At 62.8% G+C, this 25751-nt stretch carries 23 protein-coding genes and 1 riboswitch; of the genes, 8 read left to right on the top strand and 15 right to left on the bottom strand.

Translation table 11 applies throughout. From position 1 onward, the window contains the following. Together dgoD and ASD02_RS29830 are read right to left on the bottom strand one after the other, a co-directional pair. The coding region (gene dgoD / locus ASD02_RS29835) for a galactonate dehydratase (protein WP_082555671.1) at positions 1-653 on the bottom strand (653 nt) is incomplete at its 3' end. Between the two features lie 71 nt (positions 654-724). Further along, on the bottom strand, positions 725-1486 hold the full coding sequence (locus ASD02_RS29830; RefSeq protein WP_057221451.1) for a FadR/GntR family transcriptional regulator: 762 nt from the start codon (positions 1484-1486) through the stop codon (positions 725-727). A gap of 198 nt (positions 1487-1684) precedes the next feature. Between ASD02_RS29830 and ASD02_RS29825 the strand changes: the two genes are divergently transcribed. The 4 genes from ASD02_RS29825 (at position 1685) to ASD02_RS29810 (ending at position 6119) form a co-directional block, all read left to right on the top strand. Further along, positions 1685-2668, top strand: coding sequence for an arabinose ABC transporter substrate-binding protein (locus ASD02_RS29825; protein ID WP_025429239.1), 984 nt, complete (start codon positions 1685-1687; stop codon positions 2666-2668). Positions 2669-2738: 70 nt separating this feature from the next. Further along, a complete protein-coding gene (gene araG / locus ASD02_RS29820) occupies positions 2739-4265 on the top strand; it encodes an L-arabinose ABC transporter ATP-binding protein AraG (RefSeq protein ID WP_057219114.1) in 1527 nt (508 codons plus the stop codon). Between the two features lie 2 nt (positions 4266-4267). Beyond that, positions 4268-5218, top strand: a complete 951-nt coding sequence (araH, locus tag ASD02_RS29815) for an L-arabinose ABC transporter permease AraH (RefSeq protein WP_025429241.1) — start codon at positions 4268-4270, stop codon at positions 5216-5218. 7 nt (positions 5219-5225) lie between these two features. Beyond that, a complete protein-coding gene (locus ASD02_RS29810; protein ID WP_063978377.1) occupies positions 5226-6119 on the top strand; it encodes an aldose 1-epimerase in 894 nt (297 codons plus the stop codon). Between the two features lie 107 nt (positions 6120-6226). On the opposite strand, the gene ASD02_RS29805 is transcribed toward ASD02_RS29810, so the two are convergent. Next, complete coding sequence (locus tag ASD02_RS29805) at positions 6227-6838, bottom strand: glutathione S-transferase family protein (protein ID WP_057209809.1); 612 nt, start codon at positions 6836-6838, stop codon at positions 6227-6229. Positions 6839-6914: 76 nt separating this feature from the next. Between ASD02_RS29805 and ASD02_RS29800 the strand changes: the two genes are divergently transcribed. After that, positions 6915-7631, top strand: coding sequence for a YafY family protein (locus ASD02_RS29800; protein WP_057221450.1), 717 nt, complete (start codon positions 6915-6917; stop codon positions 7629-7631). A 44-nt stretch (positions 7632-7675) separates the two neighbouring features. Here the strand turns inward: ASD02_RS29800 and ASD02_RS29795 are convergent, their stop codons facing one another. The 11 genes from ASD02_RS29795 to ASD02_RS29745 form a co-directional block, all read right to left on the bottom strand. Beyond that, positions 7676-8527 carry a cupin domain-containing protein gene (locus ASD02_RS29795; RefSeq protein WP_057209813.1) on the bottom strand — a complete coding sequence of 284 codons (852 nt, stop codon included), beginning with the start codon at positions 8525-8527 and terminating at the stop codon, positions 7676-7678. A 41-nt stretch (positions 8528-8568) separates the two neighbouring features. Beyond that, complete coding sequence (locus ASD02_RS29790; RefSeq protein WP_063963348.1) at positions 8569-9129, bottom strand: TetR/AcrR family transcriptional regulator; 561 nt, start codon at positions 9127-9129, stop codon at positions 8569-8571. 35 nt (positions 9130-9164) lie between these two features. Beyond that, a complete protein-coding gene (locus ASD02_RS29785) occupies positions 9165-10250 on the bottom strand; it encodes a Gfo/Idh/MocA family oxidoreductase (protein WP_057219120.1) in 1086 nt (361 codons plus the stop codon). A gap of 37 nt (positions 10251-10287) precedes the next feature. After that, complete coding sequence (locus ASD02_RS29780) at positions 10288-11127, bottom strand: carbohydrate ABC transporter permease (protein ID WP_057209818.1); 840 nt, start codon at positions 11125-11127, stop codon at positions 10288-10290. A 1-nt stretch (position 11128) separates the two neighbouring features. Next, the gene (locus tag ASD02_RS29775; RefSeq protein ID WP_057219122.1) at positions 11129-12043 is read right to left on the bottom strand and encodes a sugar ABC transporter permease; all 915 of its coding nucleotides are present in this window, start codon (positions 12041-12043) and stop codon (positions 11129-11131) included. A gap of 4 nt (positions 12044-12047) precedes the next feature. Then, positions 12048-13121, bottom strand: coding sequence for a sn-glycerol-3-phosphate ABC transporter ATP-binding protein UgpC (ugpC, locus tag ASD02_RS29770; RefSeq protein WP_025429250.1), 1074 nt, complete (start codon positions 13119-13121; stop codon positions 12048-12050). Then, positions 13118-14044 carry an ROK family protein gene (locus tag ASD02_RS29765; protein WP_025429251.1) on the bottom strand — a complete coding sequence of 309 codons (927 nt, stop codon included), beginning with the start codon at positions 14042-14044 and terminating at the stop codon, positions 13118-13120. Before ASD02_RS29765 ends, ugpC begins: the two co-directional genes overlap by 4 nt. Next, positions 14041-14841 (bottom strand): hypothetical protein, encoded by an 801-nt coding sequence (locus ASD02_RS29760; protein ID WP_057219124.1) that lies wholly within the window; start codon positions 14839-14841, stop codon positions 14041-14043. Before ASD02_RS29760 ends, ASD02_RS29765 begins: the two co-directional genes overlap by 4 nt. Then, complete coding sequence (locus ASD02_RS29755) at positions 14838-15713, bottom strand: sugar phosphate isomerase/epimerase (RefSeq protein ID WP_057221449.1); 876 nt, start codon at positions 15711-15713, stop codon at positions 14838-14840. The genes ASD02_RS29760 and ASD02_RS29755 overlap by 4 nt, the downstream gene beginning before the upstream one ends. Positions 15714-15750: 37 nt before the next feature. After that, a complete protein-coding gene (locus ASD02_RS29750; RefSeq protein ID WP_057219128.1) occupies positions 15751-17019 on the bottom strand; it encodes an ABC transporter substrate-binding protein in 1269 nt (422 codons plus the stop codon). A gap of 251 nt (positions 17020-17270) precedes the next feature. Next, complete coding sequence (locus tag ASD02_RS29745; protein ID WP_057221448.1) at positions 17271-18596, bottom strand: dicarboxylate/amino acid:cation symporter; 1326 nt, start codon at positions 18594-18596, stop codon at positions 17271-17273. A gap of 230 nt (positions 18597-18826) precedes the next feature. Between ASD02_RS29745 and ASD02_RS29740 the strand changes: the two genes are divergently transcribed. From ASD02_RS29740 to thiC, 3 genes are all read left to right on the top strand, one after another. Further along, entirely contained in the window at positions 18827-20695 is a 1869-nt protein-coding gene (locus ASD02_RS29740; protein WP_057219130.1) for a sensor histidine kinase, read from the top strand. 3 nt (positions 20696-20698) lie between these two features. Beyond that, a complete protein-coding gene (locus ASD02_RS29735) occupies positions 20699-22060 on the top strand; it encodes a sigma-54 dependent transcriptional regulator (protein WP_057219132.1) in 1362 nt (453 codons plus the stop codon). A gap of 177 nt (positions 22061-22237) precedes the next feature. Beyond that, positions 22238-22369, top strand: a riboswitch (TPP riboswitch). Between the two features lie 94 nt (positions 22370-22463). Further along, a complete protein-coding gene (thiC, locus tag ASD02_RS29730; protein ID WP_057219134.1) occupies positions 22464-24287 on the top strand; it encodes a phosphomethylpyrimidine synthase ThiC in 1824 nt (607 codons plus the stop codon). A 263-nt stretch (positions 24288-24550) separates the two neighbouring features. Here the strand turns inward: thiC and ASD02_RS29725 are convergent. After that, positions 24551-25751, bottom strand: a 1201-nt coding sequence (locus ASD02_RS29725) for a Zn-dependent hydrolase (protein WP_082605212.1), incomplete at its 5' end; no start/stop codon positions are given.

Genomic DNA, 25751 nt, shown 5'->3' with positions numbered 1-25751 from the left:
TCGCGGTTTTCCGAAAGCACCGGCTCCTCGATGAACATCAGCTTGAACTGCTCGAGTTCCTTGGCGAGCACCTTGGCCATCGGCCGGTGCACCCGGCCGTGAAAGTCGACGCCGATGCCGATATTCGGGCCGATCGCATCGCGGATGATGCCGATCGTCTCCACCGCCTTGTCAATCTTCTCGTTGGTGTCCACGATCTGCAGTTCCTCGCAACCGTTAAGCTTGATCGCCTTGAAACCGCGCGCCACCACATCCTTGGCGTTGCGGGCGACATCGCTCGGGCGGTCGCCGCCGATCCAGGAATACACCTTGATCTTGTCGCGGCACTGCCCGCCGAGCAGCGAGTGCACCGGCTGGCCCAGCGCCTTACCCTTGATGTCCCAAAGCGCCTGGTCGATGCCGGCAAGCGCGCTCATGTGAATGGCGCCACCGCGGTAGAAGCCGCCGCGATACATTACGTTCCAATGATCCTCGATCAGGAACGGGTCCTTGCCGACGAGATAGTCGGCAAGCTCGTGCACCGCAGCCTCGACCGTCAGCGCCCGTCCCTCGACGACAGGCTCCCCCCAGCCGACGATACCTTCGTCGGTCTCCACCTTGAGAAACAGCCAGCGCGGGGGAACGATATAGGTGGTGAGCTTGGTGATCTTCATGAGTTGAGGTCCAGTTCGGTGGGGATGGCTTGTCACGGCCGAGCCCTGCCGGGCTCACCGCGACCGGGATTTCAGAGGGTGGGTTTGGCAGGGCTGTGTTGCTTGACTGCGGTTGCCAGATCGCGCGCGGCAAGATCGAGCATGCGGATCGAGCAGTCGCGCGCCGCTGACTTGTCGCGCATGCGCAGCGCTTCGACCAGTTCGCGATGGACGTCGATCGCTTCGTCGCGCCGCTCGGCGGCTTCGTTCGATGCATGCAGCGGAAACTTGAGCGCCGCCTGGATGATGCCCACAAGCTGCAGGAAGACCTGATTATGGCTGGCCCTGAGCAGGCAGGTGTGGAACGCCACGTCAGCGTCGGTGAAGCCGGCAATATCGCTCTCGCCGTCACGCATCGCCTGCCAGGCTCGCTCGAGATCGGCGATTTCCTGGACCGTCGCACGCTCGGCGGCGAATTCTGCGGCAACCGGCTCGATCGCCCGGCGCGCTTCCAGGATGCAATTCAACAGGTCGAATTCGAAGATGCGTTCGCCGATCCATTCGAGCACCTGGGCATCGAGAATGTTCCACTCGTCCTTGCCGCAAACGACGGTGCCGACCCGCGAACGGCCACGCACCATGCCCTTTGATTCGAGGATCTTCAGCGATTCCCGGATAACGGTCCGGCTGACGCCATAACGCTCGCACAGATCGTTTTCGCGCGGCAGATAGGAGCCGACAGGAAAGATATCGGCGCAGATGTCGGAAGCGATGGTGCGCGTCACGTTCTTCTGGACGCGCGGCCGGCGCTGCACCTGCATCTCCGCTGCGCCCTGCGGCTCCTGACCTTCCATCTGCATCTCCACCCATGCCTTCGTATCTGCCGACGCTTTTATCCCAGATCACCTTCCCTCGCGACAGGGATCCAAGGAGCGTTTCGACAATTATTATACATCACTACCTCATTCATCATACAAAGGCAATTGACGGATATGATGATTCATCATACACAAATGGCAACTGCAGGAGGCAGTTCACCAGGGAGAGAAATCATGCGCTTCTTCAAGGCCGCCATTTTGGCCGGCACCGTCGCCGTATTCGCCGCAACCTCGGCCTTCGCCGCCGACGTCAAGATCGGCTTCATCGTCAAGCAGCCCGAGGAACCGTGGTTCCAGGACGAATGGAAGTTCGCCGACGTCGCTGCCAAGGAAAAGGGCTTCACGCTGGTCAAGATCGGCGCGGAAGATGGCGAAAAGGTTCAGTCCGCGATCGACAATCTCGGCGCACAAGGCGCGCAGGGTTTCATCATCTGCACGCCTGACGTCAAACTCGGCCCGGGCATCATCGCCAAGGCGGCCGCCAACGATCTCAAAATGATCACGGTCGACGACCGCCTGGTCAACGCCGACGGCAGCCCGATCGAAGACGTGCCGCATATGGGCATCTCGGCCACCAAGATCGGCGAAGCCGTCGGCCAGTCGATCGTCGACGAGATCAAGAAGCGCGGCTGGGACATGAAGGACGTCGGCGCGATCCGCGTATCCTACGACCAGTTGCCGACGGCCGTCGACCGTGTCGAAGGCGCACTGTCAGTGCTGAAGGCAAACGGCTTCCCGGAAGCAAACATCTTCGACGCTCCGCAGGCCAAGACCGATACCGAAGCCGCACTCAACGCCTCAACCGTCGTTCTCAACAAGAATGCCGGCATCAAGAAGTGGGTCGCCGTCGGCCTCAATGACGAAGCGGTTCTCGGCGCCGTGCGCGCCACCGAAACCGTCGGCATTGCACCCGATAGCATGATCGGCGTCGGCATCGGCGGCGCGGACTCGGCCATCAACGAGTTCAAGAAGCCCGCAGCAACCGGCTTCTACGGCACCGTGATCATCTCGCCGAAGCGCCACGGCTATGAGACCGCACTCAACATGTACGAGTGGGTCGCCAACGGCAAGGAGCCGGAAAAGCTGACGCTGACGGCCGGCCAGATCGCGCTGCGCGATAACTATGAAGCTGTTCGCAAGGACCTCGGCATCGAATAATCGTCGTCTTCGATGACTTTGAGCCCGGCGGTTCGACACCGCCGGGCGCCCCATTCCCGGAGCGTCGCAGATGCAAGACTTCCTCGAATTCCGATCCATCTCCAAGGGCTACCCTGGCGTTCAAGCGCTGTCGAACGTCTCTTTCTCGGTGAAAAAGGGCGCGGTTCACGGCCTGATGGGCGAAAACGGCGCCGGCAAGTCGACGCTCATCCGCGTTCTCTCCGGCGACCAGTCCGCCGACACCGGCGAAATCCTGATCGACGGCGAGCCGCAGCACTACCGCTCGGTGCGCGACGCCTTTCATGCAGGCGTCATCGTCATCCACCAGGAATTGCAGCTCGTCCCGGAACTGACGGTCGCCGAAAACCTCTGGCTCGGGCGCTTTCCGAGCAAGGCCGGCGTCATCGATCGCCAGCAGCTGACCGGGGTCGTTTCAAAGAAGCTTGCCGAGATCGGCATCGATGTCGATCCGGCCATCAAGGTCGCCTCGCTTTCGATCGGCGAGCGGCAGATGGTCGAAATCGCCAAGGCGGTGATGCTCGACGCGCGCGTCATCGCGCTTGATGAGCCGACCTCGTCGCTGTCCTCGCGAGAAAGCGAGATCCTCTTTACCCTCATCGATCGCCTGCGCGCCAACGGCACGGTCATTCTCTACGTTTCCCACCGCCTCGATGAGATCTTCCGCCTCTGCGACAGCCTGACGGTGCTGCGCGACGGGAAACTCGCCGCCCATCATCCCGAAATCTCGAAGGTGACGCGCGACCAGATCATCTCGGAAATGGTCGGCCGCGAGATCGCCAATATCTGGGGCTGGCGCGAGCGCAGCCTCGGTGAAGAGCGGCTGCGCGTCGAGGGCATTTCGGGAGCGAAACTTCGCCAACCCTTGAGCTTCTCCGTCAGGCGAGGCGAGATCCTCGGCTTCTTCGGCCTGATCGGCGCCGGCCGCAGCGAAATGGCCCGCCTCGTCTATGGCGCCGATGCCCGCAACGGCGGTTCGGTGTCGGTTGATGGCGTCACGATCCAGGCTGACAGCCCACCCCATTCCATCCGGTCGGGCATCGTGCTCTGCCCGGAAGACCGCAAGTTCGATGGCATCGTCCAGGGACGATCGATCGAAGAGAACATGACGATCTCCTCACGTCGCCATTTCTCGCCCTTCGGCCTTATCAACCCTGCGAAAGAAGGCGCGCTTGCCGACAAGTTCATCGCCAAGCTTCGCGTGCGTACACCGTCGCGCCGCCAGGACATCATCAATCTGTCGGGCGGCAATCAGCAAAAGGTCATCCTCGGCCGCTGGCTGTCCGAAGAGGGCGTCAAGGTGCTTGTTATCGACGAGCCGACACGCGGCATCGATGTCGGTGCAAAGTCGGAAATCTACGAAATTCTCTACGAGCTCGCCGCCGAGGGCATGGCGATCGTGGTGATCTCCAGCGAACTGCCTGAGGTCATGGGCATCGCCGACCGCATCATGGTCATGTGCGAGGGCCGCGTCGCCGCCGACATTCCCAGAGCCGAGTTCGACGAGCGGCGCATTCTCGCCGCCGCCCTGCCGGACGTTCAAAACTTAAACACTCCTTCTCACGCACAGGTACGGTGACGATGACCTCCTTGAAAAAACTCCTTCTTGGCGAACAGGGCCTCGTCGTCATTTTCGCACTCGCCTTCGCCGTCGTGTCGCTGACGGTCCCCAACTTCCTGACCGAGCGAAACATGCTCGGCCTGCTGCAGTCGGTCGTCACCATTGGCATTGTCGCCTGCACCATGATGTTCTGCCTTGCCTCGCGCGACTTCGACCTTTCGGTCGGCTCGACCGTTGCCTTCTCCGGCATGGTCGCGGTCATGGCCTCAAATGCGACCGGATCGATCCTGCTCGGCCTGGTCGCGGCCCTGGTGTGCGGCGGTCTCGTCGGAACGGTCAACGGCGTCGTCATCGCCCGTTTCCGCATCAACGCGCTGATCACGACGCTTGCCACCATGCAGATCGTGCGTGGCCTGGCGCTCATCGCATCGGACGGCCGCGCCGTCGGCATCAACGATCCGAGCTTCTACCAGCTGGCCCTTTCGCGCTTCCTTGGCATCCCGACGCCGATCTGGGTCATGGCGCTGTTCTTCGTCGCCTTCGGCTTTTTGCTGAACCGCACCGTCTTCGGCAAGAACACGCTGGCAATCGGCGGCAATCCCGAAGCGTCGCGCCTAGCCGGCGTCGACGTTGCGCGCATGCGCATCTGGATCTTCGCGCTGCAGGGTCTCGTCTGCGCCGTCGCCGGCGTGTTGCTGGCGTCGCGCATCACCTCGGGCCAGCCGAATGCGGCGACCGGCCTCGAACTTTCGGTTATCTCCGCCTGCGTGCTCGGCGGCGTCTCGCTTGCCGGCGGACGGGCGGCGATGACCGGCGTCATCGTCGGCGTGCTGATCATGGGCATTGCGGAAAACGTCATGAACCTGCTCAACATCCAGGCCTTCTACCAGTATGTCGTGCGCGGCTTCATCCTGCTGCTGGCCGTTCTGCTCGACAACCTGCGCTCGTCCGCCGTTGGCCGACGCGTTTAGCAGCCGCATGTCCTCGGACGTCCTGCCGCTTAGCAATGGAGAGCTTTTGATCGAATTGAGCCGCTTCGGCGGCTCGATCCTGTCCGGTTCCTATTGCGGCGTGCCGATCTTCCGATCCACGCCAACCGGCGGGCTTGCCTCGCAGCACCACGGTCAGGAGGCGAGCTTTCCGCTCGTTCCCTTCGGCAACCGGTTGGAGGGGAACAGCTTCACCTTCTCAGGCAATCGCTTCGTCCTAGCTCCCAACGCCATCGACCCCTGTTACCTGCATGGCGACGGTTGGCTGGCGGCATGGCAGGTCGTCTCGCACGGCGAAACCGAAGCATTCCTGCGCTATGTGCACGAGGCAGTTGCCCCCAATCCCTATGCCTATGAAGCCGTTCAGCGTTTCACTGTTGAAGATGACCGCCTGACCGTCACGCTTTCCGTCACCAACAGGTCGGGCTTCGCTCTGCCCATCGGCCTCGGCCACCATCCCTTCTTCCCGAGAACCGCCGGCACACGGCTGATCGCGAAGGCCGAACGGTTCTGGACGGAAAGAGAAGGTCACCTGCCCGACCGGCCCGGGCCGATACCGCACACTCTTGAGTTCGAGCGGGGCAATCTCTTGCCACGCCGATGGCTGAACAACGCCTATGAGGGATGGGACGGCAAGGCCGTGATCGAGTGGCCGGAACACGACCTCTACCTTGAAATCGACGCTCAGCCGGTCTTCGGTCATTTCATGCTCTATTCGCCTGCAGACGCAGACTTCTTTTGCTTCGAACCGATGACGCACCTGCCGAACGGCCATCACCTTGCCGGTCTCGGCGGTCTGACAATCGTCGAACACGGGCAAAGCCTGACCGGTATGCTGACCTTCTCCCCGCGCCCGATCTCATCCCTAAAAGACCTTGAATAGGAATAGGTTGCGGGCAAAGCTGAACCGTAGTTTCAAACGATGAAGCACCGCACGTCATGTCTGGCGCGCGGCACTTCATCGTTTCATCTCTCGAACCGATTTCGAGCCTATGCCGCCGCGAGCGACGACGCGTCGAAATCTGCGGCCCATTGCACGGCCGGCCGCGCGGCGCAGCGCTCGATCCAGGCTTTGACGGCGGGCACATTCGGCGTTGCTTCCGGGAACCATGCAAACGGCGAATAGAGCAGCAAGTCGGCAGCCGAGAACTGCTCGCCCATCAGATAGGGGCTTGCCGTGAGCGCCGTCTCGAGTTGACGCGCCATCTCGACGGAACTGCGGAACGTGAACTGCAGATAGGGATGCGAGAGCCCCGCCGCCTCGACGATCAGCACCGGCTCGACCACGCCCGCGTACCAGGCAAGCCAGCTCAGATAACGGCCGCGCTTGGCATCGCCGGGAAGCGGCGCCAGTTTCTTGGCGGGGAAAAGATCGGTCAGGTACTGAATGATGGCGATGCTTTCCCAGATGACGACGCCATCATGCACCAGCAGCGGCACCTTGCCCTCCGGGTGCGGATTTTTCGGGTCCTTGGCCCCGCTGCCGTCGCCGCGGGTGATGCCGACGATTTCGATGTTCACCTTGTCAAGCGCATCCAGTTCGCGAAGCAATGTGATGATGCGCGAGGAGCGGGAGCGCGGGGCGTGATAGAGCGTCAACATGGAAAGTCCTCGGATTGCGGTTTCTGTCTGGGCTCTTTATAAAACAACCCAACTGCCAATTTTCGTCAGTAGGCTCATGGCGCGCAGCGATCGTTTGTTTCGTCTTCTCCAGGCGCTTCGCAGCCTGCCGCCGCCGGTGACGGCCGCCCGGCTGGCCGAGGAAACCGGCGTGTCGCAGCGCTCGCTCTACCGCGATATCGACAGCCTGCGCGCCGCCGGTGCCGTCATCGACGGCGAGCGCGGTTTTGGTTATCGCCTCACCGAAGATATCGCCCTCCCGCCCCAGACGTTCACCCGCCTTGAAATCGAAGCCCTCGTGCTGGGTCTGGCCGAAGTTCGCCACATGGGCGAACCCGAGCTTGCGCGGGCTGCCGAAGCCGTACTTTCGAAGATAACGGCCACCCTGCCCGACCGACTGCAGCAGCAGACGATCCATGCCGTCTCGCAGGTTCACCGTTTCGAGCACAGGCAGGCGCCGGATATCAACGTCGGGCTGCTTCGCGAGGCCTGCTGGCAGGAGCGGGCAATCGTCATCGACTATATCGACGTCGAGCGCCGGCACAGCGAAAGGCGCGTGCTGCCGCTCGGCATCGTCTATCTCGAAAATGTGCTGGTGCTGCTCGGCTGGTGCTGCCTGCGTGAGGACTTCCGCAAGTTTCGTATCGATCGCATCGCCGAGATAAGGCCGACGGACGAAAGTTTCCGGCCGCGGCGCGTGCCAATGCTGCGCGAGTTCATTGCCCGCATGAATGCCGGCGCAACGGACACGGCGCCGGCCCACCTCATGGGATAGGCCGACGCCGCAAACCGTTCAGTTCAATGCTGCTTGAGCGCGGATCAGAAGTCCGGCGCTACGCCGAAGACGAACTCCACCTGCTCGCCCGACATGTTGTAATATTGGTGATCGGTACCGGCCGGAATATAGAACCCGTCGCGCGGATTGAGCTCGAACCAGGCCTGGCCTTCCGCGTCGGGCACGTGAATGTTGAGCGTTCCCGAAACGACGTAGAGGCATTCATCGCCCTTGTGGCGTTCGACGCCGGTGCGCTTGCCGGCCAGCAGCGTCGTCTTTCCGACAGTCAGCTGATCGGTGGCGCAATAAAGGCCGGTAAAGGCGCCTTGCGTCGCCTGGTCCAGGCTCCACAGCAGATCGGCATCGCGCATCGGATGGATGGTGCGCGCGTCGCGGTGGGCTTGCGCCTCCATCGGCCAGCGGCCGAAAAACTCGCTCTGGCTGTAACGCGACTGAGCAAGCTCGAGATAGGGCTTGGTGCGGGCATAGGGACCGGACGTGCCCTTTGCCGGCGGTGGCGCAAAGAACTCCAGCACCCGGACCTGGTCATTGCCGAGGTTGAAGCCGTGATGCCAGGTGTCCTTGCGGAAGAACAGCGCCTCGCCCTTTTGCGCAATGCAGAATTCGCCTGTTTCAGGATTGGCAAGGCCGAGCGTGCCGCTCAGCACATAAAGCACTTCATCGGCACCGAAGATCGTCCTGAAAGCGTCGGTATGCTTGAAGCAGCCACCGGGCTGCATGCCGAAGACGATCTGATGGATGCTGTCGGTAGAAGCATAGATCCAGTCGTCGACGAGGCCGGCATTCTCCTCGCCCCAGAGGTGCCGGGTGACGCCGGCATAGGGGATATGGCTGGCGCGGTCGAATACGGGACGCGGTGAAGGCTTGTAGCCCATCGGTAACTCCTTGGCTGCGAGCGCGTCGATGCGCGCTATTTTCAGTTTGAGGGCGCACGCGTCCGCTCAATCAGGCGGGCGGTGACCTTGCGCTTCATTTCCGGGTCGAGATGCATAACGTTGAAAACCTCCGCCATCCACAGGCCCTCGACGGCAAGGCGGATGATCGTGGCGTCGACCGGATCCAGACCGTCTTCTTCGACCGCCGCCTGGCAACGAATGTTCTGCTGGCGCACGATCTCAAGCAGGTCGGGAAAGTTGGAGAGCGCCGCCGTGATGCTGGCGCCGAGGCGGTCGTATTGCTCGCCGGTACTTGCGGCTTCCCCAAGCGTCGCGCCGACATAGGCTCGTGTGTAGCGGCCGTGCGGATCCTCGTCCTCATGCTCGATGCCGGCAAGACCGGTCTCGAAGCGGTAGACGAACCGTTCGACCATGGCGCGCACAAGGGCGTCCTTGCTGGCGAAATGATAGAGGATGCCGCCCTTGCTCAGGCCCGTCTGCTCCGCGACCTCGTCGAAGGTGAGCGAGGAAACGCCCTTGCCCACGACGATCGCCTCGGCGGCAGTCAATATACGGTCCCGTGCGCTTTCACGTTTTGCCATGTCGGTACAATCCAGTGTTGAAAAATCTGCGCACGCTATATCCCTGAACTCTCGCGCAGGCGATCGACGATCTCGGCCATCAGCGCCAGATCGTTGCGTGAATCGTCGAGCGTGGTTTTCGGCTGCGTGCCCTTGACCAGATGATCGTGGAAGGCGCGCAATTCGAGCGCGAAGGGGTCGGTATAATCAGGACCGAAGACCCTTGTCTCCGTCTCGGTGTCGGTCGAATCGATCACCTCCAGCGAGGTCGGCAGGTTGCGGATATAGGGCGTGTCGTAGCTGACACGCAGTTGCCGCCGGTCGGACAGCACCTCGATGCGCGCGTCGAAGCGGGCAACGTTGTCGATCATCGCCTCGTAGATCGCGGTGAAATGGCCATAGTCGAAAAGCGCGACGATGGATTCCCCATTGGCCTTGTGATGGGCCGCGATCACCCGCTTCGGCAGCCCGATCAGTTCGCGCATCGCCGAAAGGCTGTGGGACGACAGCCCGGTCAGGACCTGATAGGCGCGCATGAGGTCGGCGGGCGCATCCTCCCCGACGACCTGCTTCAGGAGCGCCGACGTCTGCGCGCGGGATTCGGCGAGGAACGCGGCGTCCAGATCGGTTGGGTAGAAGATGTTACGGGTCTGTTTGATGAAGAACGGGCCCTCGCAGATGATATCGCGCACGCGGACGTAACGGAGCTCTTCCGGCTTCGGCATCATTGCCTTGGCGCGAAGGAAGCTCGGCGAATAGCGGCGCATATAGGCGACGAACAGCAGCTTGTCGGTGGCCTTGGCGAGCGGCGCGACCGCGTCGATCTCACCGAGCGTGAGGCAGGCCGGCTTTTCCAGGAAGACATGCTTGCCGGCTTTGAGCGCCAGTTCGAGATAGAAGCTGTGCGTCTGGTCCGGCGTCAAAATGAAAACGGCATCGATGTCGGGGGAAGAGACGAGCGCCTCTGCCGTCTCGAACGGCTTTGCACCGGGGTAGCGCGCCGAACAATAGGCCGTCAGGCTCGGCGAGACGTCGTAGACGCCAGCAATTTCAAACAAGTTCCGGTGATCCGAAAGGATCGGCAGATGCATGAGCTGGCTGACTTCGCCAAGCCCGATCAAACCAACGCGAACGACACGCATGAAAGCAACCTTTCCGCCTCACGAACGAGGCAACAATTCAACCTTTGACCGCACCGGCCGTCAGGCCGGAGACGATATGTTTCTGGAAGATGAGAGCGAGGATGACCAATGGCACGGTGACGATCGTCGATGCCGCCATGATCGCGCCATAGGGGAATTCGTACCGGCTGGAGCCCGAGATCAGGGCGATCGCCACCGGCACGGTGCGGTTCTCGTCCGTCAGGATGAAGGTCAGCGCGAACATGAACTCGTTCCACGAGGCGATGAAGGCCAGCAGTCCCGTCGAGATCAGTGCCGGCCCCATCATCGGCAGGAAGATGCAGCGCACGATCCGCAAGGGCGAGCAGCCGTCCATGATCGCCGCCTCCTCGATCTGTTTCGGCAAATCGCGCATGAACGTGGTCAGCACCCAGATGTTGAACGGCAGCGTGAAGATCATGTAGGAGAAGATCAGCGAACCGACCGTGTTGTAGAGCCCGAGCCAGCGGATCATCTCGAACAGGCCGGACAGAAGCGCGATCTGCGGGAACATCGAGACCGCGAGCACCAGCAGCATGATCGGCGAACGACCGCGAAAGTCGATCCGGCCGAGCGCATAGGCGGCCGCAATCGCCAGCACCAGCGAGAGTGCGACGACCGAGAAAGCGACGACCAGCGAATTCAAGAGGCTGCGCAGGAAAACGCCGTCCGACAGGATCGCCGTATAATTGTTGAACTTCAGGTCCGGGAAGAACGTCACGTCGAAGATCGCCTGACCTGATTTCAGCGATGAGGCGATCATCCAATAAAACGGAAACAGCGTGTAGAGCGCGACGACGCCGAAGAGGCTGTATATCGCGATCCTGTGCAGGCGTTTGCGGGCGTTGCTTCTGACCATGTCAAACTCCCAGCAGACGGCGGTTGAGACGGAAGACGGTGACGTAGATCGCTGTCACGACGGCGATCATCAGGAAGACGGCGGTACTAGCAGCCGAGCCCACCCCCATGTCCTGGAAATTGACGAGGACCTCGCGGGCATAGATCGACACCGTCTTGGTGTCGTCGCTGTTGGAGGAAAGCACGAAGCTCAGGTCGAACATGCGCAACGCATCGAGTAGGCGAAAGAGCACGGCAACTGCAATGCTCGGCGCCAGCAGCGGCAGCGTCAGCGAGGTGAACTGCTTCCATGCCGGCACGCCGTCGATCGCGGCGACCTCGTAGATGCCGCGCGGTAGCATCTGCAAACCCGCCAGGATCAAAAGCACCATGAAGGGCGTGGTGATCCAGACATCGACGGCGATGATCACCGGCATGACCAGGGAGGCATTGGCAGTCCAGGCGATGCCGCTGTCGATGAAACCGGCCATCTTCAGCACGTGGTTCACGATGCCGAACTGGTCATGCAGCATCCACTGCCACATGCGGGCGCTGACCACGACCGGGATCGACCAGGGGATCAGGATGATCGCCCGCATGGCGCCGCGCCCGGCGATGTGGGAGTTGAGAAGGAGCGCGATCGTCAGCCCGAGAACGGTCTCGATCGACACCGAAATGACGGTGAAATACAGCGTATTGCGGACGGATTGCCACCACAGCGGATCTTCGAACAGCGCCCGATAGTTGTCGAAGCCGATGTAACTGTAGAAGTCCGGCTCCGTCAGCAGCGCGTCGGTGAAGGAAAAGACAAAGGTGCGCCCGAGCGGCCAGAGGGCGACGGCGATCAGCACCAGCAGGCTCGGCGCCAGAAACCACCAGGCGGTGCGGGCGCGGGCCTGCCGCAATCCGAGAGATCTTATTACTGCCCCTGACGTCATCGTCTCAAGCCTCCGCAGCGCGAAGCGCACTTTCGTCGACCCCGAACAGATGCGCCTTCGACTGCATCCAGCCGATGGTGATGTCGGCATTCGGCCGGAGATCCGGCTTGCCCTGCACCTTCATCACCAGCATCTGGCCATCGCCGACACGCGCGTGCACCAATGCCTCGCCACCGAGCGGCTCGACGAGCAGCACCTGCGCCGGGATCTGCACCTCGCCGCCGCCAAGGATCAGATCCTCGGGCCGCAGGCCGATGCTGATCTCGCCGTCATAGTCGATACGGCCGAGCGTATGGGTGCCCCCCATGACCTCCAGCCGGCTCGCGCTTGTCTCGCGATGCAACGTGCCCGGCAGAAAATTCATCCGCGGTGCGCCGATGAAGCTGGCGACGAATTTGCTCGCCGGCCGCTCATAAAGTTCCATCGGCGTGCCGACCTGGGCAATCCGGCCGTCCTTCAGGACGACGATGCGATCGGCAAGCGTCATTGCCTCGAGCTGGTCGTGGGTGACATAGACGGTGGTGGCCTTGAGCTCGCGGTGAATACGCGCGATTTCGACGCGCATTTCCATGCGCAGATCGGCATCTAGGTTGGAGAGCGGCTCGTCGAAGAGAAAGAGCTTTTGCGAACGCACCAGCGCACGGCCGATGGCGACCCGCTGCTGCTGCCCGCCGGAGAGCTGGGCGGGTCGACGGTGCAGCAGATGTTCGATCTTGAGAAAGCGCGCGACCTTGCTGACCCGCTCCTTGATTTCGCCGGCGCCCAGTCGCGCTGTCTCCAGCGCGAAGCCGAGGTTGCGCTCGACGCTCATGTGCGGATAGAGCGCGTAGGACTGGAACACCATGGCGATGCCGCGCTCGGCCGGCGGCGTTTCGTTCATGCGCCTGCCGCCGATCTGCAGTTCGCCGTCGGAAATCTCCTCGAGCCCGGCAATCATCCGCAGCAAGGTCGACTTGCCGCAGCCCGACGGGCCGACGAACACCACGAACTCTCCTTCGCCAACCTTCAGGTTGACTTTGTCGATCACGGTCAGCGCGCCGAAGCGCTTGACGACATCGGTTAGGTCAATTCCACTCATATGCGCACCGCCTGTTTGCGAGCTTTGTTTGCAAGCGCCGCCACGCCGACCGCGCAGGCCGTGTCGCCAAGGACGCTTCTGATAATGGGAAGATCCCGGGCGCCATCGGCCCAGATGAATGGGCGCGTCAGGCTAGCAAGGCGCTCGTTGACCGAAGGGTCGCCGCCGATACCGCCGCCAAGGATCAGGATTTCAGGGTCGAGTGTGTTGACGAGCTGCCCGAGATAGGAGGCAAGCGACAAAAGCGCGTCACCGACCATCGTGGCCGCCCTCGGATCGTGTGCTTCCGCTTCGAAGAGCTGCAGCGCGGTCGTCCCCGGACGGTCGATGAGTTTGCCGTAGCGCTCGCCGAGCGCCTTGCCGCTGGCGAAAAGCTCAAGATTGTGGCGTACCTGAAGGTCCTGATCTTCGCCGCCAAACGCCACGAGGTCGCTACCGGAAAAATGGATGGCAAAGCCGCGGGCGCCGGCATAGGGGGTGCCGCCGATCACCAGCGAATGCGACAGGCCGGTCGAAATCGTCACATAAACGAAGGGATCCGCATCGACGCCAGCTCCGATCCAGCCTTCGGCGTAGGCCGCGGCCCGTACATCGCTGTCGATATGAACAACACCGAAGCGGCTGAGATGCTGGCGGTAGTCGAGATCGCGCCAATCGAAATTCCAGGCCGATGCCGGTTCGCCGGCGCCGGTCACGAGTTCCGGCAGGCAAAGGCCGAGGCCTGCGGTATCGAGCTTGCGTGCGCTGCTTTCGGCCTCCATGGCCTCGGCGAGCACCCCGACCAGTTCGAGGACTGCACGGCCGCCTTGCTGGCAGGGCGTCGCGGCCGTGCGCTCAGTGATAACGGCACCGTCGGCCAGACGCACGAGGCAAGCCTTGGTCTTCGTCCCGCCGACATCGATGCCGATCGCGTGCTGGCTCACGGGCGCGCTCCCAATCGACCGGCCGCCGCGGCATCGATGTGCAATTCGGCGGCCCGGCATTCGGCGGCAATCGTCGCCGGCCAAGTGGCGTCATAGGCCGTGGCGCCGCTCATGCGTTCGCAGGCGTGGCGTTTGCCCTCGCCCCAGGCGATCATCGCTACGGATTTCGACAGCTCCGCAATCGAGCCGATACCGATGGTCACGCCATGCGACGGTACTTCGTCGATGCCGCGAAAGTCGGGGAAGGTCGCGAGATTGTCGCGCCGCGTCTGCTCGGCTAGAGCGACCACCCGCGTCCGGCTATCGCGCGCCGAGCCTGGCGGGTTGAACGCGATGTGACCGTCGCCGGCGCCGGAAGCGAGCAGAAAAAGATCGATGCCGCCGACAGCGGCGATGCGGGCATCATAGTCGTCGGGATTGCTTGGGTCCGGCATCCAGAAGTTTGCCCGAGGAATGCGAAACTCGGCAGGTAGCGCCGCGTTGATCCGCCCGACGATCTCACGCTCGCCGAACCCGCGGCAGGAGAAATGCACCGATGAAGGCGGTGGCGTCAGACGGTCGCCGCCGCTGGCCTGCAAGTATTCGTCCATCATGACGATGACCAGCCGCGAGCAATCGATCGGCTCAACCTTCAGCCGCCGGCCGATCGCCTCGTAGACCGGCATGGGGCTGCGCCCGCCCGGACAGCCGAGCACATAAGCACGGCCTTCGGAACCTCGCGCCCGGATGCCATCGACGATCCGCTCCGCCAGATGCTCTCCGATCGATAGCGGCGTATCGTGGATTTCGACCTTCATGCCTTTGCCCGCTCAGCCAAAAGCTCAGAAACGAAGCGGAAATTCCGTTCGGCGATGGTTTCCGGCGTGTCGAGATGGCCGCGCGCAAGATCCTGCTCGACCACGAGCGGGCCATCGTAGCCCGTCTGCCGCAGCGCATCGACGAAAGCGGCAATGTCGACGACGCCGCGATCGAGGTCGGTCATGATGCCCTCTTCGAAGGCGCGGTCGCTGTGGATGCCTTCGGCCAGAACCCGTTCACGATAGGCGCCATCGACGTTTTTCAGGTGGATGGCGTTGATCCGATCCCGGTGACGGACAAGGAAATCAGTCGGATCGGCCTTCCAATAGGCGTGGTGACCGGTATCGAGGCAGAGCCCGACAAGGCCTGGCTCCGTCTCGGCAAGCAGGCGCTCGATCTGCGGTTCGAGCTCGACGCAGGTGCCCACATGCGGGTGAAAGCTGAACTCCAGCCCGTGCGAGCGGGCGATGCATGCAGCGCCCGTGGTCTGCTCGACGACGGAGCGCCAGCCCGCTTCATCGACCACGCCCATCCTGTCCTTCGGATAGAACTCCGACTCGTCCATCAGGATGAAATGCGTCGCGCCGATTGCAGACAGCAGCCGACAGATCGCTTGCGTCTTTTCCTTAAGGACCGGCCAGGAGGCGGGATCGGCGAGTGTGTGGACATGGGCCGCCGCGACGACCGAAAGGCCGCGGCTGCCAAGCTCGGACGAAAGCACCTCTGGATCCGTGGCAAAGAAGCCGTAGGGTCCAAGTTCGGTGTGCCGGTAACCGGCCGCCTTGATGCGGTCCAGATAGTCGGTCCAGTTGATTTCGTTGCCTTCGGGCCAGTAAACGCCCCAGCAGCACGGTGCTATCGCAATGTTCACGGGTGATGTCCTCGATCGGTGGGAAATAGGCGGGGGCTTACCAGCCCCGCGCCTTTAGACGTTCCAGGTCGCTCGCAACCTTCGCCAGGGCATCGTCCGCGCTTTCCTTGCCGCTCAGCACATTGTGCACGCCATTGAAGATCCGCTGGGACACCCGGTTGTAGGACGCGCCCGTGACCTGCGACGGACGCGAGGCGCTTTCGGCATATGCCTTCTCGGCAAACCGCAGCGAAGGATTGGCCGCCAGAACGTCCTTGTCTTCGTAGAGCGCCTTCAGCGTCGGGCTATAGGCCTGGAGCGCGCGGCGCTTCTGTTCCTTGGCGCCGGTGAGATAGCGCACCAGGCTGACGGCGGCGTCTACATCGTCGGCGTATTTCGACACACCGAGAAGACCCGCCCCGTAACATCCGCTCGACTTGCCGCCTTCAGCCCCAACCGGAAGTGCCATGACGCCGACCTTACCGCGCAGCGACGATCCGTCGGCCTGCGTCGTGCCCCAGACATAGCTCCAATTGCGATGGAAGACCGAGTTCCCGGCTTCGAACACGCCGCGCGAGCCTTCTTCGTCGTAGTTCAACACGCCTTCCGGGCTGATCCCGCCGATCCAGGATCGGGCAATATCGAGCGCTTCGGCCGCCTTCGGATTGTTGGCTGTGATCTCGCCCTCGGGCGAAATGAAGGTTCCGCCGCCGTAGGATGCCACCCATTCGAGCGCGTCGCAGGTCAGCCCTTCATAGGCTCGCCCCTGCCAGACATAGCCCCACATGTCGGGACTGCCCGATGCCCGCTCCTTGTCCTGGATGAGCTTCGCCGTCTCGGTGAGCTCCCGCCAGGTCTTCGGCTCGGCCTTGCCGTACTTCTCCAGAAGGTCCTTGCGATAGAACATCAGGCCGGCGTCGACGAACCACGGCATTGCCAGCAGCTGGCCATTGATGGTCGCGTCGGCAAGAGACGATTCAAAATGGCTGGAAACTTCGTCGGCAGGCACCTTCTGCCGGAGATCGACGAGGTGCGACGCGAGCGTGCCGACCCAGATATTGTCGAGGGTCAGGACATCGACGTCGCCGGACTTTCCGGCGAGCAGCTGCTGGTAGAGCGGCAGCGCCTCGCCCCAATTGGCCGGCATCTTGTTGATCTTGACAGTATTGCCGGTTTCCTTGGCCCAGGCCTCGGAGGCCGACTGGCAGAGCTCGAGCTCCGCGCCGGCCGAGCTGCAGAAAATCGATACTTCGGCCGCAGCCGCTGGAAATGCGGCAAACGCCGCGGTGGCCAAGGCGGCCGCTTTCACACACTTCGTCCAATGCATTCTCGTCTCCTCCCCAGAAAACGCTTTGCCTCGATCAGTGATGACAAATTACTATACCGTCCAGACGGTATAGTAAAGTGGGGAGAACGAGAATTTCACAGGGGCGTTGGCGGCCCGGCAGCAAACCGCCAGCCTATGACCTAGGGCGGCAACGCCACGAGGCTATCCCGCAAAAGAAAAAAGGCGTGGCCCACCGGAAAGTGGACCACGCCTTGCCGCACCGAGATGCGGTCTTGCCCTGGGAGGCAGCTTTATTCGGCTGGCTGAAGACCCGGAACCGGGCTTTCCGGCAGCGCCCGGCCGCCAAGGGTTGCGGCAAGCTGGGTCTCATCCAGTTCGCCTTCCCACTTGGCGACCACGATGGTCGCAACCGCGTTGCCGACAAAGTTGGTCAGTGCCCGGCACTCCGACATGAAGCGGTCGATGCCGAGGATCAGCGCCATGCCGGCAACCGGCACCGCCGGCACGACCGAAAGCGTGGCGGCAAGCGTGATGAAGCCGGCGCCGGTAATGCCGGCTGCACCCTTGGAGCTCAGCATCGCCACGAGCAGCAGCAGCACCTGGTCGCCGAGCGACAGCGGAATGTCGGTCGCCTGGGCAATAAAGAGTGCGGCGAGCGTCATGTAGATGTTGGTGCCGTCGAGGTTGAAGGAATAGCCGGTCGGAATGACCAGCCCGACAACCGAGCGCTTGCAACCGGCCTTTTCCATCTTGCTCATCAGTCCCGGCAGCGCCGCTTCCGAAGAGGATGTACCGAGAACGAGCAGCAGTTCTTCCTTGATGTAGCGGATGAGGGCGACGATCGAGAAGCCGTTGCAGCGGGCAACCGCGCCGAGCACGACGAAGACGAAGAGCAGCGAGGTCAAATAGAATGTGCCGATCAGCATGGCGAGATTGGCGATCGAACCGACGCCATATTTGCCGATGGTGAAGGCCATGGCGCCGAACGCACCGATCGGCGCCGCCTTCATCAGGATCGCGACCAGCTTGAAGATCGGCAGCGTCAGCGCGTGCAGGAAGTCGACGACAGGCTCCGCCTTCTTGCCGACCATGGCGAGGGCCAGGCCGAACAGAACGGAGATGAACAGCACCTGCAGGATATCGCCCTCGGCAAATGCGCCGACGAGCGTGGTCGGAATGATGTTCATCAGGAAGCCGGTGATCGACTGCTCATGCGCCTTCTCGGCGTAGGAGGTGACCGCCTTGACGTCGAGCGACGCGGGGTCGATGTGCATGCCGGCGCCGGGCTGCACCACATTGGCCACGATCAGGCCGATGATGAGCGCGAGCGTCGAGAAGGTCAGGAAGTAGATCATCGCCTTGCCGGCGACGCGCCCGACCTTGGCGAGATCGGTCATGCCGGCAATGCCGGTGGCGACGGTCAGGAAGATGACCGGGGCAATAATCATCTTCACCAGGCGGATGAAGGCATCGCCTAGCGGCTTAAGCTGCGTGCCGACCTCCGGGTAGAAATGGCCGAGCAGGATGCCTGCGGCGATGGCCGCCAGAACCTGGACATAGAGATGACGATAGAAAGGTGTCTTGCCGCGCGGTTCCGCGGATTGGTCGATAATCATGATATCCTCCACTTAGGCCCAGTCCGGCGTCATGCCGGGCCTCCCAGGCCCTATTTCCGAAGCGCGACAGCTCGGGCTGTCATGAGGATGTCATTTGCAATGGGCGTGCCAGATCGCAGCACAGCTGATCAGGCCATTGAAATATCGCCATTTTTTCGAGAATCTTGGATCACGCACACGAATATTTGAGCGGATATCCGCACAGATCATCTGGAAACTTGCGCGGAATAATGCACAATTCCGCCATGTCCATGCCCGCGCCCAGCCCTATCAATCCAGAGGATCTCGACCGGCACATGCGCCGCGCCTGGCTGATTTTTGCCGCGCTAGCGTTAGTGCTGCTGGCAGCGGGGCTTTTTTTCGCCGGCGAATATGGGCGAAACAAGGCGCTTGAAACCGTCGACATCCAGAGCCGCATCGATGCCAATCTCAAGGCCTCGCTGCTGAGGGCAGTGCTGGAGCGGCAGCGCGCGCTGCCTCTGGTACTGGCAGACGACGTAGAGGTGAAGACGGCGCTTGAGAAGGGTGGCGACCAGCCGTTGCAGCGGCTCAATCAAAAGCTCGAGGCGCTGGCCGCCAATACGGATGCGGCGGTGATCTACGCGATTGGCCTCGACGGCGTGGCGGTGGCTGCCAGCAACTGGCGCGAGCCAACCAGCTTCGTCGGCAATGACTACGCTTTCCGCGAATATTTCCGGCTGGCGATGCGCGATGGCAAAGCCGAGCATTTCGCCATGGGCACCGTCAGCAAGCGGCCAGGCCTCTACATATCAAGACGTGTCGACGGGCCTGACGGCCCGATTGGCGTCGTGGTCGCCAAGCTCGAATTCGGCGGGGTCGAGGCCGATTGGCTCGCCTCCGGCAAGCCGGTCTATGTCACCGACCGGCGCGGCATCGTGCTGATCACCAGCTTCCCGTCCTGGCGCTTCATGACGACCCGTACCATTCCCGGGGATCGCCTCGCCGCCATCCGCGACAGCCTGCAGTTCGGCGATGCCTCCCTGCTGCCGCTGCCGTTCCGCCGGATCGAGCCAACGAGCAATGGATCGAGCGTGCTGACAGCGCTTCTGCCCGGCAGCAGCGAGCGGCAGTACCTCAGGGTCGAGACCATGGTTCCCTCGACCAGCTGGCGGCTGGAGCAATTGGCACCGCTAGACGCAGCCCTTGGCGCCGCGAGCCGCGAGGCAAGGCTGCTGGCCCTTGCCGTTATCGTGCCGCTGCTGGCGCTTGCCGCATTCCTTCTTCGCCGGCGCCAGGCTTTGACGCAGGTCGCGGCCAACGAACGCGCCGCGCGCGATGAGTTGGAACGCCGAGTGGCCGAGCGCACACAGGACCTAAGCCTCGCCCGAGATCACCTCGAAACCGAGATCTCCGACCACAGGCGCACGGGCGAGAGGCTGCAGGCGGTGCAGCAGGAACTGGTCCAGGCCAACCGCCTGGCAATCCTCGGACAGGTGGCGGCGGGCGTTGCCCACGAGATCAATCAGCCGGTCGCAACCATCCGCGCCTATGCCGACAATGCGCGCACCTTCCTCGACCGCGGCCAAAAAGAAACCGCCGTCGAAAATCTCGAAAGCATCGCTGCGCTGACCGAGCGGGTCGGCACCATCACCGACGAACTGCGCAGCTTTGCGCGCAAGGGCCGTTTCGTCGCCGAACCGACGGCGATGCGGGAGGTGATCGAAGGCGCTCGAATGCTGCTGCGCAGCCGCTTTGCCGGCCGCATGGACGCGATCGTCATCGACCTGCCTGATAACGGCCTCAGCGTGCTCGGCAATCGCATCCGCTTGGAACAGGTGCTGATCAACCTGTTGCAGAATGCCCTGGAAGCCCTCGGTGATCGGGCAGACGCTGAGATCCGTGTGCGGTGCGAGTTAGGCCCCTCCGAAACAGTTTCGCTTGTTGTCGCCGACAATGGTCCGGGCATTCGGCCCGATATCCTCGAAGACCTTTTCACCCCGTTCAACACCTCCAAGGATGAAGGCCTCGGTCTCGGCCTTGCCATCTCCAAGGAGATTGTCGCTGACTATGGCGGCGACATCGAGGTCAAGACCGGCCCAGAAGGCACCGTCTTCACCGTGCGTTTGAAGAGGGCCTGAGCGATGCAGCAATCCGTATGCCTCGTCGACGACGACAGCGAACTCAGGCGGGCGATGAAGCAGACGCTGGAGCTTGCCGGCCTCGCGGTCTCCGCCTTTCCCGGCGCGGCGGAAGCGCTCGCAATCCTCAACCCGGATTTTGACGGCATCGTCGTCAGCGATATCCGCATGCCCGGGATCGACGGCCTCACGCTGTTTCGCCGGATCGCCGACTTCGACCCCGACCTGCCCGTCATTCTGGTCACCGGCCACGGCGATATCCCGATGGCCGTTCAGGCCATTAAGGACGGCGTCTATGATTTCATCCCGAAACCCTTTGCCGCCGACCGTCTGGTGCAGAGCGCACGCCGCGCCTTGGAAAAACGCCGGCTGGTGATGGAAAACCGCGCGCTGAAACGCGCAGCCGAAGTCGCCGGTGAGAGCCTGCCGCTGATTGGCCAGACACCGGTCATGGAACGGCTGCGCCAGACCTTGCGGCATATCGCCGACACCGACGTGGATGTGCTTGTTGCCGGCGAAACCGGCAGCGGCAAGGAGGTGGTGGCGACGCTGCTGCACAATTGGAGCCGGCGCCGCAACGGCAACTTCGTGGCGCTGAACTGCGGCGCACTGCCGGAAACGGTAATCGAGAGCGAGCTTTTCGGCCACGAGCCCGGCGCCTTCACCGGTGCCCTGAAGAAGCGCGTCGGCCGTATCGAGCATGCGAGCGGCGGCACGCTTTTCCTCGACGAGATCGAGGCGATGCCGCCGGCAACGCAGGTCAAGATGCTGCGAGTGCTTGAAGCCCGTGAGATCACGCCGCTTGGCACCAATATCGTGCGCCCCGTCGATATCCGGGTCATCGCCGCGGCCAAGATCGACCTCGGCGACCCGGCCCAGCGGGGCGATTTTCGCGAGGATCTCTATTTCCGGCTGAACGTCGTCACCCTGTCGATCCCGCCGCTGCGCGAACGCCGGGACGATATCCCCCTTCTCTTCTCGCATTTCCTGACGCGGGCAGCCGAGCGTTTCAAGCGCGACGTGCCGACGCTTTCGCCGGCCGTCAGCCACTATCTGATGTCTCATTCCTGGCCGGGCAATGTGCGCGAGCTCTCGCACTTCGCCGAGCGCGTCGCCCTTGGCGTCGAAGGTTCGCTCGGCCAACCGATTGCCGCGGCGCCGACCAGTGCCGGCCTGCCCGAGCGGATCGAGCGCTACGAGGCGGAAATTCTGAAAGAAGCGCTGCGGGCGCAGCACGGCGACGTCAAGGCGACGATCGAAGCGCTCGGCATTCCGCGCAAGACCTTCTATGACAAGCTGCAGCGGCACGGCATCAACCGTGCGGATTATGCCGATCGCCGGGGATCAGAGAAGTCCGGCCGCTAGCGCATTTCCAGGAAAAGTGCGGAGCGGTTTTCCGTCAGGAAATGCGCAAAAACCAAAAGAACGAGCGTGCCCGCGGCTTCGTCTCATCCGGAAACGCTCTACCGGGCAATCAACAGGCCTGACACGCAACCTTCGGATTAACGCTTGACTGCGCATCCGGATCGATGGCTATCTCTAGGCATTCACCAGGGGGGTCCCGWCAAGGGGCTGAGATACTGCTGGGCGGATCGGCTTTGCCGACCGAGGCGCAGTGACCCGTTGAACCTGATCCAGTTCATACTGGCGTAGGGACGGTGCAGACATTGACGCCACGATTCCGTCATTCGCGCGGAATTTCAGGCGAACATGTCTTTTCCTTCCGGCTTCAGAACTGGGTCTCCAACCGCAAACTTGGAGCCTCATCATGAATATTGCCACCAAACCCGCAGAACTCTCGGTCACAAAAGGCCCGCTTCCCGCCTCGAAAAAGGTCTACAAGCCAGGCACGATCCATCCCGACATCCGCGTTCCCATGCGCGAAATCACCCTGCACCCGACGTCGGGCGAGCCGCCGGTCACCGTCTACGACGCCTCCGGTCCCTACACCGTAGAAGATGCCAACATCCGCATCGAGGACGGTTTGCCACGACCGCGCCGCAACTGGATCATCGCTCGCGGTGATGTCGAAGCCTATGACGGACGCGACGTGCGGCCGGAAGACAACGGCTTTGCCTCCGGCGACCGGCTGACGCCGACCTTTCCCTTCCGCCACGCGCCCTTGCGCGCGACCGGGCGGCGCGCGGTGACGCAGCTTGCCTATGCGCGGGCCGGCATCATCACGCCCGAGATGGAGTTCGTCGCCATCCGCGAGAACCTTGGCCGCGACGCTGCACGCGTCACGCTACGCGACGGCGAAAGCTTTGGTGCCCATATCCCCGATCACGTCACCCCCGAATTCGTCCGCCAGGAGATCGCCAGCGGTCGCGCCGTGCTTCCGGCCAACATCAACCACCCGGAGTCCGAGCCGATGATCATCGGCCGGAATTTCCTGGTGAAGATCAATGCCAATATCGGCAACTCCGCCGTCACTTCGTCGATGGCCGAGGAAGTGGAGAAGATGGTCTGGGCGACCCGCTGGGGCGCAGACACGGTCATGGACCTGTCGACCGGCCGCAACATTCACAACATCCGCGAATGGATCATCCGCAACTCGCCCGTGCCGATCGGCACCGTGCCGCTCTACCAGGCGCTGGAAAAGGTCAACGGCATCGCCGAGGATCTGAGCTGGGAGGTCTATCGCGATACGCTGATCGAGCAGGCGGAACAGGGGGTCGACTACTTCACCATCCATGCCGGTGTCCGGCTGCACTATATCCCGCTGACGGTCGACCGGGTCACCGGCATCGTCTCGCGCGGCGGCTCGATCATGGCGAAGTGGTGCCTGCACCACCACAAGGAGAGCTTTCTCTACGAGCACTTCGAAGAGATCTGCGACATCTGCCGCGCCTATGACGTCTCGTTTTCGCTCGGCGACGGCCTGCGCCCGGGCTCGATCGCCGATGCCAATGACGCGGCGCAATTTGCCGAACTGGAAACGCTGGGCGAGCTGACGAAGATCGCCTGGGCGAAAGACTGCCAGGTGATGATCGAGGGGCCTGGCCACGTGCCGATGCACAAGATCAAGGAAAACATGGACAAGCAGCTCGCTGTCTGTGGCGAGGCACCGTTCTATACGCTTGGGCCGCTGACGACCGACATCGCCCCCGGCTACGACCACATCACCTCGGGCATTGGTGCTGCGATGATCGGCTGGTTCGGCACGGCCATGCTCTGCTATGTGACACCGAAGGAACATCTGGGGCTTCCCGACCGCAACGACGTCAAGGTGGGCGTCATCACCTACAAGATCGCGGCCCATGCCGCCGATCTCGCCAAGGGGCACCCGGCGGCCCGCACGCGCGACGACGCCCTGTCGCGCGCCCGCTTCGAGTTCCGCTGGGAGGACCAGTTCAACCTGTCGCTCGATCCGGAAACCGCCCGCTCCTTCCACGACGAAACCTTGCCGAAGGAGGCGCACAAGGTCGCGCATTTTTGCTCCATGTGCGGGCCGAAGTTCTGCTCGATGCGGATCTCGCACGACATCCGCGCCGAGGCGCAGAAGGAAGGTTTTCAAGCGATGGCGGCCAAGTATCGTGAGGGTGGCGACCTCTATATGCCGGTCGACAGCGAGGCAGACGTACGGGGATAACGACCACGCCAGAAGGGGCGGCAACCCCGCCCCTTCTGGCGCCCGGCGGGCTCCGGCGCTCTTTACGCAATGGCCCATCTCTTCGTCATGCTCGGGCTCGACCCGAGCATGACATTGGAGGCAGCCGGCCTGTTGATACGAGGCTGACACAGAGGTGCCGGCTGGATGCTCGGGTCAAGCCCGAGCATGACGGTGAGAGGAATTGTTGCCGCATCAGCATCTTGATCGCTCCAAGGAGGTCGCACCCGGCCCCTTCCGGCGCCCTAAGGGCTGCCTGCAAGCAGAGCGCCGACATCGCGCAGAACATTGGCACCGGCGACGAGGTCTGCCGGATCCGTGTGTTCGCGCGGATTGTGGCTGATCCCGTCGTGGCTCGGCACGAAGATCATCGCAGCCGGCGCGATGCGGGCGATCATCTGGGCGTCGTGGCCGGCGCCGGAGGTCATCCGCCGGCTCTTCAGCCCACGGGCCTTCGCGGAAACTTCAATCGCCGCGACGACCGCACTGTCGAAACTGACGGGCTCGAACCGGGCGAGACGCTCGACTGAGACGGTCACATGCTCTTCCTGCTCAAGCCGGTCGAGAAAGCCGGAAAGCGCGCTTTCAAGCGCCCTCAGGCGATCCTCGTCCGGGTCGCGCAGGTCGATGGTAAAGACCGCGCGCGAGGGGATGACGTTGATCGCGTCCGGCTCGAAGCGCATGGTTCCGATCGTCGCAACGCTCGGCGCGTTTGATCGCGCGATGTGCTCGCGCAGGAACAGGCCGACGCGCGCGGCAGCAAGGCCCGCATCGGAGCGCATCGCCATCGGCGTGGTACCGGCATGATTGGCAACGCCCTCTATGGTCACGCGCTGCCAGGAAATCCCTTGCAGATTTTCGACGGCGCCGATCGTGGTCGCTTCGCGCTCAAGCACCGGCCCCTGCTCGATGTGCAATTCAACATAGGCATGAGGTTTCAGAAAGCCGGGCTCCGCGGTGCCGGCGTAACCTATGCACGCGAGTTCCGCTCCGAGCGTCGTGCCATCGGTTCCGACCGTCGCACGCGCGGCTTCGACCGCAAGGCCGCCCACATGAACAAGCGACCCCAGCATATCGGGCGCGTAGCGCACCCCCTCCTCGTTGGTAAAGGCCGCGACGACGATCGGGCGGACAGGCGCGAATCCCTGCTCCTTCAGTGTCTCGATGACTTCGAGGGCGGCAAGCACGCCGTAGCAGCCATCGTAGATGCCGGCATTGATGACCGTGTCGATATGGGAGCCGAGCATTAACGGCGATTGCCCGGCGTTATCCTGGCTTTGCCAGACGCCGAAGATATTGCCGATGCGGTCGACGGCGATCTCCAGCCCCGCGGCCTGCAGCCAAGCGACTAGTACCGCGCCACAGAGATTATGACGGTTTGTCTTATCGTAGAATGGGCAGGGCTTCTGGTGGGATGAGAAGCTGGATGCTTCGTGCGGCGCCTGG

Source organism: Ensifer sp. Root1252, from assembly GCF_001425885.1.
In the GTDB taxonomy this organism is placed as follows: Bacteria; Pseudomonadota; Alphaproteobacteria; order Rhizobiales; family Rhizobiaceae; genus Ensifer; species Ensifer canadensis.
This window is presented reverse-complemented; position numbering and strand designations above follow the sequence as displayed.

Bases quoted from the DNA above. Each gene is read 5' to 3' on its own strand.
- ugpC (WP_025429250.1), bottom strand. From the start codon at position 13,121: ATGAGTGGAATTGACCTAACCGATGTCGTCAAGCGCTTCGGCGCGCTG.
- ASD02_RS29805 (WP_057209809.1), bottom strand. From the start codon at position 6,838: ATGTTGACGCTCTATCACGCCCCGCGCTCCCGCTCCTCGCGCATCATC.
- ASD02_RS29830 (WP_057221451.1), bottom strand. From the start codon at position 1,486: ATGGAAGGTCAGGAGCCGCAGGGCGCAGCGGAGATGCAGGTGCAGCGC.
- ASD02_RS29785 (WP_057219120.1), bottom strand. From the start codon at position 10,250: ATGCGTGTCGTTCGCGTTGGTTTGATCGGGCTTGGCGAAGTCAGCCAG.
- ASD02_RS29780 (WP_057209818.1), bottom strand. From the start codon at position 11,127: ATGGTCAGAAGCAACGCCCGCAAACGCCTGCACAGGATCGCGATATAC.
- araG (WP_057219114.1), top strand. From the start codon at position 2,739: ATGCAAGACTTCCTCGAATTCCGATCCATCTCCAAGGGCTACCCTGGC.
- ASD02_RS29740 (WP_057219130.1), top strand. From the start codon at position 18,827: ATGCACAATTCCGCCATGTCCATGCCCGCGCCCAGCCCTATCAATCCA.
- ASD02_RS29750 (WP_057219128.1), bottom strand. From the start codon at position 17,019: ATGCATTGGACGAAGTGTGTGAAAGCGGCCGCCTTGGCCACCGCGGCG.
- ASD02_RS29825 (WP_025429239.1), top strand. From the start codon at position 1,685: ATGCGCTTCTTCAAGGCCGCCATTTTGGCCGGCACCGTCGCCGTATTC.
- ASD02_RS29760 (WP_057219124.1), bottom strand. From the start codon at position 14,841: ATGAAGGTCGAAATCCACGATACGCCGCTATCGATCGGAGAGCATCTG.
- ASD02_RS29735 (WP_057219132.1), top strand. From the start codon at position 20,699: ATGCAGCAATCCGTATGCCTCGTCGACGACGACAGCGAACTCAGGCGG.
- ASD02_RS29790 (WP_063963348.1), bottom strand. From the start codon at position 9,129: ATGGCAAAACGTGAAAGCGCACGGGACCGTATATTGACTGCCGCCGAG.
- ASD02_RS29800 (WP_057221450.1), top strand. From the start codon at position 6,915: ATGGCGCGCAGCGATCGTTTGTTTCGTCTTCTCCAGGCGCTTCGCAGC.
- ASD02_RS29745 (WP_057221448.1), bottom strand. From the start codon at position 18,596: ATGATTATCGACCAATCCGCGGAACCGCGCGGCAAGACACCTTTCTAT.
- ASD02_RS29795 (WP_057209813.1), bottom strand. From the start codon at position 8,527: ATGGGCTACAAGCCTTCACCGCGTCCCGTATTCGACCGCGCCAGCCAT.
- araH (WP_025429241.1), top strand. From the start codon at position 4,268: ATGACCTCCTTGAAAAAACTCCTTCTTGGCGAACAGGGCCTCGTCGTC.
- ASD02_RS29775 (WP_057219122.1), bottom strand. From the start codon at position 12,043: ATGACGTCAGGGGCAGTAATAAGATCTCTCGGATTGCGGCAGGCCCGC.
- thiC (WP_057219134.1), top strand. From the start codon at position 22,464: ATGAATATTGCCACCAAACCCGCAGAACTCTCGGTCACAAAAGGCCCG.
- ASD02_RS29810 (WP_063978377.1), top strand. From the start codon at position 5,226: ATGTCCTCGGACGTCCTGCCGCTTAGCAATGGAGAGCTTTTGATCGAA.